Genomic DNA, 14,574 nt, shown 5'->3' on the forward strand with positions numbered 1-14,574 from the left:
AGCGGCAAGCTTCTGGCTTGAGACGACAAGTCCTGTCACTCGAAACTGTCGCCGCTGTCAGTTAGCCGTCACGCTGCTGACCGGATCGAAAGCCTATAACAGAGGCATACTGCTCCCAATCCAACCCTCTGGCCCTGGCGACTGACCTGATGCCCACCCACAAACGTTCCCTGCTGCTCGTCGGCGCCCTGATTGTGTTGGTCGCCGCCGGCGCCTGGATCCTGCTGCGCCCGACCTCGAGCAAACTGACGGCGCCGACGGCGATTCCCGTGCGCGTGGTCAGCGTCGCCGAGCGCGATGTGCCGCGTTACGTCAGCGGGATTGGCTCGGTGCTGTCGCTGCACAGCGTGGTCGTACGTCCGCAGATCGACGGCATTCTCACCAAGTTGCTGGTCAAGGAAGGACAATGGGTCAAGGCCGGTGACCTGCTGGCCACTATCGATGACCGCTCGATTCGCGCCAGCCTCGACCAGGCCAAGGCACAACTGGGGGAAAGCCAGGCGCAGTTGCAGGTGGCGTTGGTCAATCTCAAGCGCTACAAGCTGCTCAGCGTCGATGACGGCGTGTCCAAGCAGACCTACGATCAGCAACAGGCGCTGGTCAAGCAGTTGCAAGCCACCTTGCTCGGCAATCAGGCGACCATCGACGCCGCGCAGGTACAGCTTTCCTACACGCAGATTCGTTCACCGGTCAGCGGTCGGGTCGGCATTCGCACCGTGGATGAAGGCAACTTCCTGCGCATGAGTGACACCCAGGGCCTGTTCACCGTGACTCAGATCGACCCCATCGCCGTCGAGTTTTCCCTGCCCCAGCAAATGCTGCCCACCTTGCAAGGGCTGATCGGCGCCACGCCGGCAGCGGCGGTCAACGCCTATCTGGGGGCTGACACCGACGGTCAGACCGGCGACCTGCTGGGTGAAGGCCATCTGACCCTGATCGACAACCAGATCAACGCCAACACCGGGACCATCCGCGCCAAGGCCGAATTCGACAACGCCGGGCAAAAGCTCTGGCCCGGGCAACTGGTGACCATCAAGATCCAGACCGCGTTGAACAAGGATGCGCTGGTGGTGCCGCCGACCGTGGTCCAGCGCGGCCTCGACCAGCACTTCGTCTATCGGGTCAAGGACGGCAAGGTCGAATCGGTACCGGTACAGATGGTCTATCAGAACAGCGACCTGAACATCATCAAGGGCGTGCAAGCCGGTGACGTGCTGGTCAGCGACGGCCAATCGCGGCTCAAACCGGGGGCCAGCGTACAGATTCTCGACGAGCCGACCGAGCTGACCCAAGCCACCGCCACGCAGGCCCAGCCATGAAGGCCCGTGGCGGCATCAGCGCCTGGTGCATCGACCATCCGGTGGCCACGGTGCTGTTGACCTTCGCCCTGGTGCTGCTCGGCCTGATCGCCTTCCCCAAGCTGCCCATCGCGCCGCTGCCGGAAGCCGAATTCCCGACCATCCAGGTCAACGCCCTGCTGCCCGGCGCCAGCCCGGACACCATGGCCTCGTCGGTGGCGACGCCGCTGGAAGTGCAGTTCAGCGCGATTCCCGGCGTGACCCAGATGACCTCCAGCAGCGCTCTGGGCTCGACCAACCTGACCCTGCAATTCACCCTCGACAAAAGCATCGACACCGCCGCCCAGGAAGTCCAGGCGGCGATCAACACCGCGGCCGGCAAGCTGCCCAAGGACATGCCGACCCTGCCGACCTGGCGCAAGGTCAACCCGGCCGACAGCCCGGTGCTGATCCTCAGCGTCAGCTCGCTGCAGATGCCCGGCACGCAATTGAGCGACTACGCCGAAACCCTGCTCGGCCGCCAACTGAGCCAGGTCGACGGTGTCGGCCAGGTCAATATCACCGGCCAACAGCGCCCGGCGATTCGCGTCCAGGCCTCGGCCGACAAACTCGCCGCCATCGGCCTGACCCTGGCCGACATCCGCCTGGCGATCCAGCAGACCAGTCTCAACCTGGCCAAAGGCGCGCTGTATGGCGAGTCGAGCATTTCTACGCTGTCGACCAACGACCAATTGTTCCACCCCGAGGAATACGGCCAGTTGATCGTTTCCTACAAGGACGGTGCGCCAGTCCATCTGCGCGACGTGGCCAAGGTGGTTAACGGTGCGGAAGATGCCTACGTGCAGGCCTGGTCTGGAACCCAGCCCGGGGTCAACCTGGTGATATTCCGCCAGCCGGGGGCGAATATCGTCGAGACCGTCGACCGCATCCAGGCCGCCTTGCCGAGCCTGCAGGCGATGTTGCCGGCGTCGGTCGAGGTCAAGGTGCTGATCGACCGCACCCAGACCATCCGCGCCTCGCTGCATGAGGTGGAGCTGACCCTGCTGATCGCGGTGCTGCTGGTGGTCGCGGTAATGGCACTGTTCCTGCGCCAGCTGTCGGCGACGCTGATTGTCTCCAGCGTGCTGGCGGTGTCGTTGATCGCCAGTTTCGCCCTGATGTACGTGATGGGTTTCAGCCTGAACAACCTGACCCTGGTGGCGATCGTGATTTCCGTCGGCTTCGTGGTCGACGATGCGATTGTCGTCGTGGAAAACATCCACCGCCACCTGGAAGCCGGCGATGGCATGCGCGAAGCGGCGATCAAGGGCGCTGGCGAGATCGGCTTCACGGTGGTATCGATCAGTTTCTCGCTGGTGGCGGCGTTCATCCCGCTGCTGTTCATGGGTGGTGTGGTCGGACGACTGTTCAAGGAATTTGCCCTGACCGCCACCTCGACCATCATGATTTCGGTGGTGGTGTCCCTGACCCTGGCCCCAACCCTGGCCGCGCTGTTCATGCGCGCACCGAAACACCACGCCCACGCCAAGCCGGGCTTTGGCGAGCGCCTGCTGGCCTGGTATGAACACGGCCTGCGCCGCGCCCTGGCGCACCAGAAGCTGATGCTCGGGGTGTTCCTGGTGACCCTGGGGATGGCGGTGGCCGGCTATGTGTTTATCCCCAAGGGTTTCTTCCCGGTGCAGGACACCGGTTTCGTCCTCGGCACCACCGAAGCTGCTGCCGATATCTCCTACGGCGACATGGTGAAAAAACACCTGGCGATGGCGGAAATCGTCGCTGCCGATCCCGCCGTTCAGGCGTTCTCCCACTCGGTCGGCGTCTCGGGCAGCAACCAGACCATCGCCAACGGCCGGTTCTGGATTGCCCTGAAAAAACGCGGCGAGCGCGATGTTTCGGCCAGTGAGTTCATCGACCGCATTCGCCCGCAATTGATGAAAGTCCCGGGCATCGTCCTGTACCTGCGCGCCGGCCAGGACATCAACCTCAGCTCGGGCCCGAGCCGCGCCCAGTACCAGTACGTGCTCAAGAGCAACGACGGCCCGACCCTCAACCTGTGGACCCAGCGCCTGACCGAAAAACTGCGCACTATCCCGGCCTTCCGCGACCTGTCCAATGACTTGCAACTGGGCGGCAGCATCACCCACATCAGCATCGACCGGGCCGCCGCCGCGCGTTTCGGGCTGACCGCCAGCGATGTCGACGAAGCGCTCTACGACGCCTTCGGCCAGCGTCAGGTGAATGAGTTCCAGACCCAGATCAACCAATACAACGTGATCCTCGAACTCGACACCCGCCAGCGCGGCAAGGCCGAAAGCCTGGCCTACTTCTACCTGCGCTCGCCCTTGAGCGGCGAGATGGTGCCGCTGTCGGCGCTGGCGCGTTTCGATGCGCCGACGGTCGGCCCCTTGTCGATTGCCCACGACGGCATGTTCCCGGCCGCCAACCTGTCCTTCAACCTGGCGCCCGGCGTGGCCTTGGGCGATGCGGTGATTCTGCTCAATCAGGCCAAGGCCGAGATCGGCATGCCGACTTCGGTCAACGGCAACTTCCAGGGCGCCGCCCAGGCGTTCCAGAGCTCCTTGGCCAGTCAGCCGTGGCTGATCCTCGCGGCGCTGGTGGCGGTGTACATCATCCTTGGCGTGCTCTACGAGAGCTTTGTACACCCGCTGACGATCATTTCCACACTGCCGTCGGCCGGTCTGGGCGCGCTGATCATGCTCTGGCTGCTGGGCCAGGACTTTTCGATCATGGCCCTGATCGGCCTGGTGCTGCTGATTGGCATCGTCAAGAAGAACGGCATCCTGATGATCGACTTCGCCCTCGATGCTCAACGTAACGGCGGCCTGTCGCCCGAGGAGGCGATCTATAAAGCCTGTATCACCCGTTTCCGGCCGATCATCATGACCACCCTCGCCGCCTTGCTCGGCGCCCTGCCGTTGATGCTCGGCCACGGCACCGGCGCCGAGTTGCGCCAACCGCTGGGTATCGCCGTGGTCGGCGGGCTGCTGGTCAGCCAGGCGCTGACGCTGTTCACCACGCCGGTCATATACTTGTGGCTCGAGCGGCTATTCCATCGGCCCACGCCAGCGCCCGCGCTGGCGACCACACACTGAGGCGGGTCATGCGCGTCCTGATTGTCGAAGACGAAGAAAAAACCGCGGATTACCTGTATCGCGGCCTGACCGAACAAGGCTACACCGTCGACGTCGCGCCCGACGGCATCGAGGGCCTGCACCTGGCCCTGGAAGGCGACTACGCAGTGATCGTCCTCGACGTCATGCTGCCCGGCCTCGACGGTTTTGGCGTACTTCGGGCACTGCGCGCGCGCAAGCAGACGCCAGTGATCATGCTCACCGCCCGCGAACGGGTCGAAGACCGCATCCGCGGTTTGCGCGACGGCGCCGACGACTACCTCGGCAAGCCGTTTTCGTTCCTCGAATTGGTGGCCCGCCTGCAAGCCCTGACCCGGCGCAGCGGCGGCCACGAACCGGTGCAGGTCAGCGTCGCCGACCTGTGGATTGACCTGATCAGCCGCAAGGCCACCCGCGCCGGCACACGCCTGGACCTGACCGCCAAGGAGTTCTCGCTGCTCAGCGTGTTGGCCCGGCGCCAGGGCGAGATCCTCTCGAAAACCTCGATTGCGGAGATGGTCTGGGACATCAATTTCGATAGCGATGCCAACGTCGTCGAAGTGGCGATCAAGCGCCTGCGGGCGAAGATCGACGGCCCGTTCGAAGAGAAACTGCTGCACACCATCCGTGGCATGGGCTACGTGCTGGAGAGCCGCCGTGCCCCGTAACTCCATCGCCCTGCGCCTGAGCGCGATGTTCAGCCTGGTGGCGGCGCTGGTGTTCCTGCTGATCGGCTGGGCCTTGTATCAACAGGTCGACAAGGGCCTGGGCCTGCTGCCGGAAGCTGAACTGGACGCGCGCTACAGCGTGCTCGAATCCACGGTCGGGCGCTTCGGTACACCGGAACATTGGGTGAAGATCAACAACAAGCTCAAGCTGCTGGGCGAAGAAGACAAACGCATCCGTTTCTGGATCATCAGTGGCGACCGCCAATACGAATACGGCACCATCACCCCGCAGATCCGCGCTTTTGCCGAAGGCCCGCTGGGCATGCGCGACATGCAGTTGCCGCAGCAGCCCTACCCGCTCAAGGTGCTGGTCAGCCAATTTCCGGCCAAGGATCAGCGCCCGCCCCTGCGCTTCATGATCGGCATCGACACCCAGACGGTTTACGAAACCCAGCACCACTTGCTGATCGCCTTGATCGGCCTGGCGATCGTCGGCGTGTTGCTGTCGTGCGCGTTGAGTTACTGGGTCGCGCGCATTGGCCTCAAGCCGCTGATCAAGTTGTCCCATGAGGCGCAACGCCTGGCGCCGCCGCTGTTGTCGGCGCGCCTGCAGTTGTCGCCCCTGCCACCGGAACTCGATCAGTTCGTCACCTCGTTCAACTCGACCCTGGAACGGGTCGAGCAAGCCTACACGCGCCTCGAGTCATTCAACGCCGACGTCGCCCATGAACTGCGCTCGCCGCTGACCAACCTGATCGGCCAGACCCAGGTGGCCCTGACCCGTGGACGTTCGGCCGAACACTACTTCGAAGTGCTGCAATCGAACCTGGAAGAGTTGGAACGCCTGCGTTCGATCATCAACGACATGCTGTTCCTCGCCAGCGCCGACCAGGGCAGCAAGGCCACCAAACTCACCGCCACCTCGCTGGCTGACGAAGTGGCGACCACCCTCGATTACCTGGATTTCATCCTCGAAGATGCCCAGGTCCGCGTGCAGGTCAGCGGCGATGCCCAGGTGCAGATCGAGATCGCCCACCTGCGCCGGGCCTTGATCAACTTGCTCAATAACGCGGTGCAGCACACCGCGCCCGGGCAGGTGATCGAGGTGCATATCGCCACTGAAGAACACCAGGTGCGCCTCGGCGTGGCCAACCCGGGCGAGCCGATCGCCGGTGAGCATCTGGGCCGGCTGTTCGAGCGCTTCTATCGAGTTGACGCCTCGCGCAGCAACAGCGGCGCCAACCATGGCCTCGGCCTGGCCATCGTCAAGGCAATTGCGTTGATGCACGGCGGCGATGTGTTTGTGCGCAGCGATGATGGGGTCAACACCTTCGGCATTTGTTTGCCGGTCTGACTGTTGCTTCTGGCGCAATAGTCCTTTCTGTAAATCGCTCTGTTTCCGTTTGCCCAAGCGCCTTATCTTTGCCCGCACCAAACAGCACTTGCCAAGCAAGAAGGTTTTAAAGATGTCCAATAGTATGGGTATTGCCAGCGCTTTCGTTTTGTCGTCCCTGTTCCTCTCGCCTTTGGCCATGGCCGAAGAGTCGCCAGCCTTTGTCGCGCAAAATGCCGCGCGCGCTGCCGCCTTCGACCAGGCCCAGGCCGAACTGACCGCCAAGGCCCAAAACCCTGAGCACACCCCGCAAGCATCGACTATCAAGGCTCAACCACAGGTTGAAAAAGATAGCTGATCCGCACTATGTAACTGTTTCCCTCGACACTTTTCCCGGCTCTTTCCCAGGTTGAGTTGTCTTAAAAGCCGCTGCTATCAGCGGCTTTTTTTTGTTATGTTTTTACAACTGGAAACTTCGTTACTGCCTATAAGAAACACTGGACTTCAAACAATGGCCCTGTTGGCTATTGATTCAAGGAGCTGTATCCCTCGTGAGCATCACCGTTAGTCGCCGTACCCTGTTCGTTGCAATCGCCGCAACGATCGCCACCGCCAGCCAGGCCGCAGAAGATTCCAGCCCAACAGGCTTCGTTGAAGGCTCAAGCCTCGACCTCAACGCCCGCAACTACTACATGAATCGAAATCGTCTGCAGCACAGCGACGACAACATCGAGTGGGGCCAGGGCTTGCTCGGCATTTTCCAGTCAGGCTACAGCCAGGGCAGCGTCGGCTTTGGGGTTGATGCCCATGCCATGCTCGGCTTGAAACTCGATGGCGGTGGCGGCACCGACAACTCGAGCATACTTCCGGTCGGCGATGGCAACGGCAAGGCGCCGTCTTCATTTTCCACCGCTGGCGCGACCCTGAAGGTGCGCGCCTTGGACACCGAGCTCAAGGCCGGCGATCTGTTTCTCAACAACCCGGTGATCGCCGGCGGCATGAGCCGCATGCTGCCGCAGACCTTCCGCGGCGTCAGCCTGAGCAACCACAGCTTCGATGGCTGGCTGCTCGAGGGCGGCCAGGCGAGCTTCACCAAGCCTTACAACCAGAGCGGCCATCAACGGATTGGCAGCGGCTACGGCGCTTTGCCCGATGGCGAGGAAAGCCAGCACCTGAGTTGGGTCGGGACTGCCTGGAGCGGTGTCTCTGGATTGAGCAGCAGCCTGTACGCCTCCCAACTGAAGGACGTCTGGAACCAGTACTACTACGACCTCGACTATACCCACGAGCTAAACGAGCTGGTCAGCCTCAACCCGGGCCTGCACTACTACCACACCCAGGACAGCGGCGATGCCCTGCTCGGCGCCATCGACAACAACACCTACAGCTTGCACTTCACGGTCGGGATCGGCAGTCACAGCGTCACCGCGGCGTATCAGCGGGTGAACGGCAACACACCGTTCGACTACATCGCCCAGGGCGACAGCGTCTACCTCGACAACTCGCAGCAGTACTCGGACTTCAACGGCCCCAACGAGCGCTCATGGAAACTCAAATACGCCTATGACTTCGCCGGTGCCGGCCTGCCGGGACTGACCTCGGCGCTGTCGTACTCGCGCGGCACGCTGAACCTGAGCAAGGTCGATCCGAATAGCCCCGGCTACGCCAGTTGGTACAACGCAGACGGCAAGCACGCCAAACACTGGGAGCGCGACCTCGACCTGCAGTATGTGGTGCAAGGTGGCAAGGCGAAGGACCTGGCGCTGCGCCTGCAATGGGCGACCCATCGCGGCGGCAATGGGTATGGGTCGCTGGACAGTGATACGGACGAATATCGGCTGATCGTCGACTATCCGCTGAATGTTTTCTAGGTAAGCAGTAGCGGCTTGATGCAGGCAAATGAAATACTTTGTAGGAGCGAGCTTGCTCGCGAAGAACTTAAGCGCGCCGCGTTGACTCAGGATGCACGCGTCATCGTTCACGATCTTCGCGAGCAAGCTCGCTCCTACACAAATAATTTGTCAGAGCACCCGCCGTATGCACCTTCCCCTGACGGGCAACACCCGGCGCCCGGAATTCATGCTGATTCTCGGCAGCTCGCTGACAGTCATCGCGATCATCGCCATCGTCACCTTCCTGCTCATCCGCGAGCACGCCAACGCTTTGCAGGCCGCGACCCGCAGTGCGAACAACATCGTGCAGTTGATCGACGCCGATGTGCTGCGCAACGTCGAACTCTATGACCTGTCGCTGCAAGGCCTGATTGCCGCCTCCCAGCGCAAGGACCTGCAACAGGTGTCGCCGCAGGTGCGCCATCTGGTGCTGTTCGATCGTTCCAGCGCCGCACGCTTCAAGGGCGACCTGTTGTTGCTGGACAAGTACGGCAACGTCACGGCCGACTCCTCATTGATAGAGCCCAAGCCGGGCAATTTTGCCGACCGCGACTACTTCCTCGCCCACGCCTTCAACCACGACACCGGGATGTTCATCAGCCGCCCGTTCAAGCCCCGTTGCGACTGCCCTGACAACGACCAGTGGCAGATCAGCTTCAGCCGCCGCATCTCCTCCACCAACGGTGAGTTTCTCGGCGTCGCCGTGGCGTCGATGCGCCTCGAGTACTTCAACGAGCTGTTCAACGGCCTGGACATCGGCAACGACAGCACCCTCAACGTGCTCGACAAGGACGGCATCCTGCTCGCGCAAAAGCCCATGCTGCTCAACAACAGCATCGGCCAGAGCTTCGGCGCCCGGCCCAACGTGATTCGCATCATGCGCGAGGGCAGCGGCAGCTTCACCAGCGTCTCGAGCATGGACCAGCGTGATCGGCTGTACACCTTCTCCCGCGTCGGCAACTTGCCGCTGACGGTCAGCGTGGCGCTGTCGGTGGATGAAATCTTCGCCACCTGGCGACGCACCGCCTACGTCATCAGCGGCGCCACCGGGGTGCTGTGCATCGGCCTGCTGTGGCTGACCCTGCTGCTGTGCCGCGAACTGCGCCTGCGCCATCACGCCGAGCAGGAACTGGCACAACAGGCGGCGATCGATTCGCTGACGGGTGTCGCCAACCGCCGCACCCTGGATGCAGTGCTGAGCCGCGAATGGTCTCGCGCCCAGCGCTCAGGCAAGCCGCTGTCGATGCTGATGATCGACGCCGACCACTTCAAGGCCTTCAATGATCGCCACGGCCATCAGGGCGGTGACGATGCCCTGCGCGTGTTGGCCCGGGTCATCACTGAAAACATTCGCCGCCCTGGCGATCTGGCGGCCCGTTACGGCGGAGAGGAGTTCGCCGTGGTGCTGCCGGAAACCGACAACGCCGGGGCGCTGCGGATTGCCGAGAACATTCGCGCGGCGGTCGAGCGGATGCCGCCGTTTGCCGATGACGAAGCGCCGATGACCGTGAGCATTGGCCTGGCTACCTCCAGCGGACAAGTGAACGAGAATCTGGAGAACCTGATGTTCAGGGCGGACAAGGCGTTGTATCAGGCCAAGGGCGAGGGGCGTAATCGGGTGGTGGGTGCGTTGGGGTAGATTTTTGTTTTGTCCGGGATTGCTCGTTATCGTTGACGTTTTTCGCGAGCAAGCTCGCTCCTACAAGGGGATGGGAGAAAGTTCAGGAATAAAAAAAGGCCACCCGAAGGCAGCCTTTAAAAAACTAGAGAGGTTTTTTACTTACACTGCCGCAACCGGGCGCATGTAAGAGATAGGAGCAGTGCTGGCGTCTTCAAAAGTCACGACTTCCCAAGCGTCTGTCTGCTCAATCAACTTGCGCAGCAGCTGGTTGTTCAGTGCATGGCCGGACTTGAAGCCCTTGAACTCACCAATCAGGCTATTGCCCAGCAGGTAGAGGTCGCCAATTGCATCGAGAATCTTGTGCTTCACGAATTCGTCTTCATAGCGAAGGCCGTCTTCGTTCAGTACACCATCGGCGTCAACCACAATGGCGTTTTCAACGCTGCCGCCGAGTGCGAGGTTGTGCTTGCGCAGGTACTCGATATCACTCATGAAACCAAAGGTACGGGCGCGGCTGACTTCTTTTACGAACGAAGTGCTGGAAAAATCCACGCTGGCGCTTTGGGTGCGGTCGCGAAACACCGGGTGATCGAAATCGATCTCGAAGCTCACCTTGAAGCCTTCGAAAGGGACGAAAGTGGCGCGCTTGTCGCCGTCTTCCACTGTCACTTCACGCAGGATGCGGATGAACTTCTTGGCAGCGTCCTGTTCTTCCAGGCCTGCCGATTGAATCAGAAATACGAAAGGTCCAGCGCTACCATCCATGATTGGCACTTCGGACGCGGAGAGCTCGACGTAGGCGTTATCGATGCCCAGGCCAGCCATGGCCGAGAGCAAGTGCTCAACCGTGTCCACTTTCACGTCGCCATTGACCAGCGTCGTCGACATGGTTGTCTCGCCGACGTTGGCCGCACGCGCCGGGATCTCGACCACAGGATCGAGGTCGGCACGGCGAAAGACGATTCCGGTGTCGATCGGTGCAGGCTTGAGGGTCAGGTATACCTTCTCCCCGGAGTGCAGACCTACACCTGTGGCACGGATAATATTTTTCAGTGTGCGTTGTTTAATCATGGCTTGGGCCGCTTCAGCGCAAATTGCGAACTGGTATCAACAAAGGCTGGCGATGATAGCAGACCACGCCTTTGCTGAACACCAATCACCTTCATAGCCCTGATACATTTCATCAATCGGCCTGACGACGCAGGAATGCCGGGATGTCCAGGTAGTCCAGATCATCTTGCGGATTCAGCTTCGCCGCCGCGGCTGCGCCGGCCTGGGCCTGGTTGCGCATCACGGTTGGACGATCGAGGTCGCGGTAGTTCACCGACGGCAGTTCCTGACGTGCGGCAGCGGCAACAGGAGCCGGGGCGCTGGTCATGGAAGTGTGAACGGTATTGTCGATAACCTTGACCGGCTTCTCGATTTTCGCGCCCAGACCGGTAGCCACCACGGTCACGTGCAGCTCGTCGCGCATGTCCGGATCGATAACGGTACCGACCTTGACCATGGCGTGCTCGGAAGCGAAGGCTTCGATGATGCTACCCACGTCGGAGTACTCACCCAGGGACAGGTCAGGACCGGCGGTGATGTTCACCAGGATGCCACGCGCGCCTTGCAGGTTGACGTCTTCGAGCAGCGGGTTGCGGATGGCTGCTTCGGTCGCTTCACGTGCACGGTTAGGACCGCTGGCGCAGCCAGTGCCCATCATCGCCATGCCCATTTCGCTCATCACGGTACGCACGTCGGCAAAGTCGACGTTGATCATGCCCGGACGCTTGATGATGTCGGAGATACCACGAACGGCACCGGCCAGCACGTCGTCGGCCTTGGCGAAAGCCGACAGCAGGCTGGCGTCTTTACCGAGGATGGTCAGCAGTTTTTCGTTAGGGATGGTGATCAACGAGTCGACGCTTTCCGACAGCAGGCGGATGCCTTCGTCGGCCAGTTGCATGCGCTTGCGACCTTCGAACGGGAACGGACGGGTCACCACCGCAACGGTGAGGATTCCCATTTCCTTGGCCACTTCGGCAATGATTGGCGCCGCACCGGTACCGGTACCGCCGCCCATGCCAGTGGTGATGAATACCATGTTGGTGCCGGCCAGCACTTCAGCGATGCGCTCGCGGTCTTCCAGGGCAGCCTGACGGCCAACCTCCGGATTCGCGCCGGCACCCAGGCCTTTGGTCACGCCGGTACCCAGTTGCAGGATGGTCCGCGCGCTGATGCTTTTCAGCGCCTGGGCATCAGTGTTGGCGCAGATGAACTCAACGCCTTCAATGTTGCTCTTGACCATGTGGTTGACGGCGTTGCCGCCGCCTCCGCCAACACCGATGACTTTAATGACCGGGCTTGCGGGGATGTTGTCTACGAGTTCGAACATTTTCCCTCTCCTTCAATTCTCTAGTTTTTTTCGCCTACTGCTGTACTGCGTATTGCTGCTTGCTCTGTCTTGCAGCTTCAAGCTGGAAGCTTGCCGCTGCTTCTTTAGAAGTTGCCCTGGACCCAGCTCTTGATGCGATCGATCAACGGGCTCTTGGCTTCCTCGTTGCTGTAGCTATCGCGGTTGCTGCTGATCCCCGAGAAGGAAATGCCATCGGACTGCTTCTGCAGGCCGTACATCAGCAAACCCACGCCGGTGGAATAAATCGGGTTGCGTACGACATCGTCCAGGCCCTTGACGCCATGGGGCACGCCCAGGCGAACCGGCATGTGAAAAATCTCTTCGGCCAGTTCGGTCGCGCCTTCCATCTTCGCGGTACCGCCGGTCAGCACGATGCCAGCCGGGATCAGGTCTTCGTAGCCGCTGCGACGCAGCTCGGCCTGGATCAGGGTGAAGAGCTCGTCGTAACGTGGCTCGACCACTTCGGCCAGGGCCTGGCGCGACAGTTCGCGCGGCGGACGGTCGCCGACGCTTGGCACCTTGATGGTTTCACCGGCACCGGCCAGTTTGGCCAGGGCGCAGGCATAACGAATCTTGATTTCTTCGGCGTACTGGGTCGGCGTGCGCAAGGCCATGGCGATGTCGTTGGTCACCTGGTCGCCGGCAATCGGGATCACTGCGGTGTGACGGATCGCCCCTTCGGTGAAGATCGCGATGTCGGTGGTACCGCCGCCGATGTCCACCAGGCACACGCCCAGCTCTTTCTCGTCGTCGGTCAGCACCGAGTAGGCCGAGGCCAGTTGCTCGAGGATGATGTCGTCGATTTCCAGGCCGCAGCGACGCACGCACTTTTCGATGTTCTGTGCGGCGTTGACCGCGCAGGTGACCACGTGGACCTTGGCTTCCAGGCGCACGCCGGACATGCCCAGCGGCTCACGCACGCCTTCCTGGTTGTCGATCACGTAGTCCTGCGGCAGGGTGTGCAGGACGCGCTGGTCGGCCGGGATCGCCACGGCCTGCGCAGCGTCGAGAACGCGCTCAAGGTCGGCGGAGCTGACTTCGCGATCACGAATCGCCACGATGCCGTGGGAGTTCAGGCTGCGAATGTGGTTGCCGGCAACGCCGACAAATGCCGAGTGAATCCGGCAACCGGCCATCAGTTGCGCTTCTTCGATGGCGCGCTGGATCGACTGCACGGTGGATTCGATGTTGACCACCACGCCCTTCTTCAGGCCGCGGGAAGGATGGGTACCGATCCCGACGATTTCCAGCTGGCCATCGGCCGCGACCTCGCCTACCAGTGCCACCACCTTGGAGGTACCGATATCCAGACCGACGATCATTTTGCCGCTTTGCACGTTTGCCATGGTCCTGCCTCTTCTCAATTCTTCGCGACGGCGGGTTGGGCCGTCGTGGGCGCTACAGGTTCCCGCCAGCCGACGGCGAGGCCGTTGGCATAACGCAGGTCGATGCGCGCAATGTTCGTAATCTGTTCTTTAAGCGTCTTGTCGTAGATGGCAAAGAAGCGGCGCATCTTTTCCACCAGGTTGCCGCGGCCCAACAACAACTCGATCCCCGGTCCCGCACTGCCGGCACCTGTGGTCAGGAACCAGCTGCCACGTTCACGCAACTCCAGCCGGGCGATGGAGAAGCCCAACGGCCGAAGCATCTGGCTCAACACCTGATACTGCTGCATCACTTGCTGCTGGGCCCGCTGTGGACCGAACAGCTGTGGCAAATGTTCGTAGTTGGCCAGCTCACGCGGGGTGAAGGCCTGGCCCTGGTTGTTCAGCAATGCCTCGTCACCCCAACGGGCCACCGGCAGTTGTTCTTCCAGGCGAATCACCACCTGGTCCGGCCAGACCCGACGCACTTCGGCGTGGGCGATCCAGGGCATGGTTTCCAGCTCGGTGCGCATGCTCGCCAGGTCGATGGTGAAGAAGCTCGCCGCGACGAAAGGCGCGATCCGCTGCTGTACCGCTTGCTGGCTGATGTAGCTCAGGTCGCCCTGCACATTGATCTTGGTGATCGGCCGGTCGGCATACGGCATCAGGCGCTGCGCACCTTCATAGGTACCGAAACCCAGCGCCACCAGCAGCACCGGCCAGAACAAAGCCTTGAGAAAGCCGAAGTTGGCTTTGGGCAGGCGCACCGACAACGGCTCTTTAGCCACCATTCGACTGGCACCCCGTGGCACCGGCTTGCGGCCGGGTACGGGGGTTGGATGACGAAGCTGGGCGCCTTGCATGGA

Annotated in this window: 11 protein-coding genes and 1 pseudogene; 7 read left to right on the forward strand and 5 right to left on the reverse strand. The window is 61.7% G+C overall.

What is annotated here, in order from left to right; all coding sequences use genetic code 11:
* Positions 1-149 precede the first annotated feature (149 nt).
* The 6 genes from ACZYR5_RS03495 to ACZYR5_RS03520 all read left to right on the forward strand — a co-directional run bounded on the left by ACZYR5_RS03495 (position 150) and on the right by ACZYR5_RS03520 (position 8,301).
* Positions 150-1,319, forward strand: coding sequence for an efflux RND transporter periplasmic adaptor subunit (locus ACZYR5_RS03495; protein ID WP_489087892.1), 1,170 nt, complete (start codon positions 150-152; stop codon positions 1,317-1,319).
* Positions 1,316-4,411: a multidrug efflux RND transporter permease subunit gene (locus tag ACZYR5_RS03500; protein WP_489087891.1), complete on the forward strand. Its 3,096-nt coding sequence runs from the start codon at positions 1,316-1,318 to the stop codon at positions 4,409-4,411. Before ACZYR5_RS03495 ends, ACZYR5_RS03500 begins: the two co-directional genes overlap by 4 nt.
* Positions 4,412-4,419: 8 nt before the next feature.
* A complete protein-coding gene (locus tag ACZYR5_RS03505) occupies positions 4,420-5,097 on the forward strand; it encodes a heavy metal response regulator transcription factor (protein WP_027619576.1) in 678 nt (225 codons plus the stop codon).
* Positions 5,087-6,451 (forward strand): heavy metal sensor histidine kinase, encoded by a 1,365-nt coding sequence (locus ACZYR5_RS03510; RefSeq protein ID WP_489087890.1) that lies wholly within the window; start codon positions 5,087-5,089, stop codon positions 6,449-6,451. Before ACZYR5_RS03505 ends, ACZYR5_RS03510 begins: the two co-directional genes overlap by 11 nt.
* Before the next feature lie 112 nt (positions 6,452-6,563).
* Positions 6,564-6,788, forward strand: a complete 225-nt coding sequence (locus ACZYR5_RS03515; protein ID WP_489087889.1) for a hypothetical protein — start codon at positions 6,564-6,566, stop codon at positions 6,786-6,788.
* A 193-nt stretch (positions 6,789-6,981) separates the two neighbouring features.
* Entirely contained in the window at positions 6,982-8,301 is a 1,320-nt protein-coding gene (locus tag ACZYR5_RS03520; RefSeq protein WP_489087888.1) for an OprD family porin, read from the forward strand.
* Positions 8,302-8,336: 35 nt separating this feature from the next.
* Here ACZYR5_RS03520 and ACZYR5_RS03525 read toward each other — a convergent pair.
* Positions 8,337-8,427: pseudogene (locus ACZYR5_RS03525) on the reverse strand (outer membrane lipoprotein carrier protein LolA); the annotation flags it as partial.
* Between the two features lie 40 nt (positions 8,428-8,467).
* On the opposite strand from ACZYR5_RS03525, the gene ACZYR5_RS03530 reads away from it, so the two are divergent.
* Positions 8,468-9,961, forward strand: coding sequence for a sensor domain-containing diguanylate cyclase (locus tag ACZYR5_RS03530; RefSeq protein ID WP_489087887.1), 1,494 nt, complete (start codon positions 8,468-8,470; stop codon positions 9,959-9,961).
* A gap of 141 nt (positions 9,962-10,102) precedes the next feature.
* On the opposite strand, the gene lpxC is transcribed toward ACZYR5_RS03530, so the two are convergent.
* The 4 genes from lpxC to ACZYR5_RS03550 form a co-directional block, all read right to left on the reverse strand.
* The gene (gene lpxC / locus ACZYR5_RS03535; protein WP_027619572.1) at positions 10,103-11,014 is read right to left on the reverse strand and encodes a UDP-3-O-acyl-N-acetylglucosamine deacetylase; all 912 of its coding nucleotides are present in this window, start codon (positions 11,012-11,014) and stop codon (positions 10,103-10,105) included.
* A gap of 112 nt (positions 11,015-11,126) precedes the next feature.
* Positions 11,127-12,323: a cell division protein FtsZ gene (ftsZ, locus tag ACZYR5_RS03540; RefSeq protein WP_027619571.1), complete on the reverse strand. Its 1,197-nt coding sequence runs from the start codon at positions 12,321-12,323 to the stop codon at positions 11,127-11,129.
* Positions 12,324-12,427: 104 nt separating this feature from the next.
* Complete coding sequence (gene ftsA, locus ACZYR5_RS03545; protein WP_027619570.1) at positions 12,428-13,690, reverse strand: cell division protein FtsA; 1,263 nt, start codon at positions 13,688-13,690, stop codon at positions 12,428-12,430.
* A 14-nt stretch (positions 13,691-13,704) separates the two neighbouring features.
* On the reverse strand, positions 13,705-14,571 hold the full coding sequence (locus tag ACZYR5_RS03550) for a cell division protein FtsQ/DivIB (RefSeq protein ID WP_489087886.1): 867 nt from the start codon (positions 14,569-14,571) through the stop codon (positions 13,705-13,707).
* Between the last annotated feature and the right edge of the window lie 3 nt (positions 14,572-14,574).

This window comes from Pseudomonas sp. F007, from assembly GCF_057814275.1.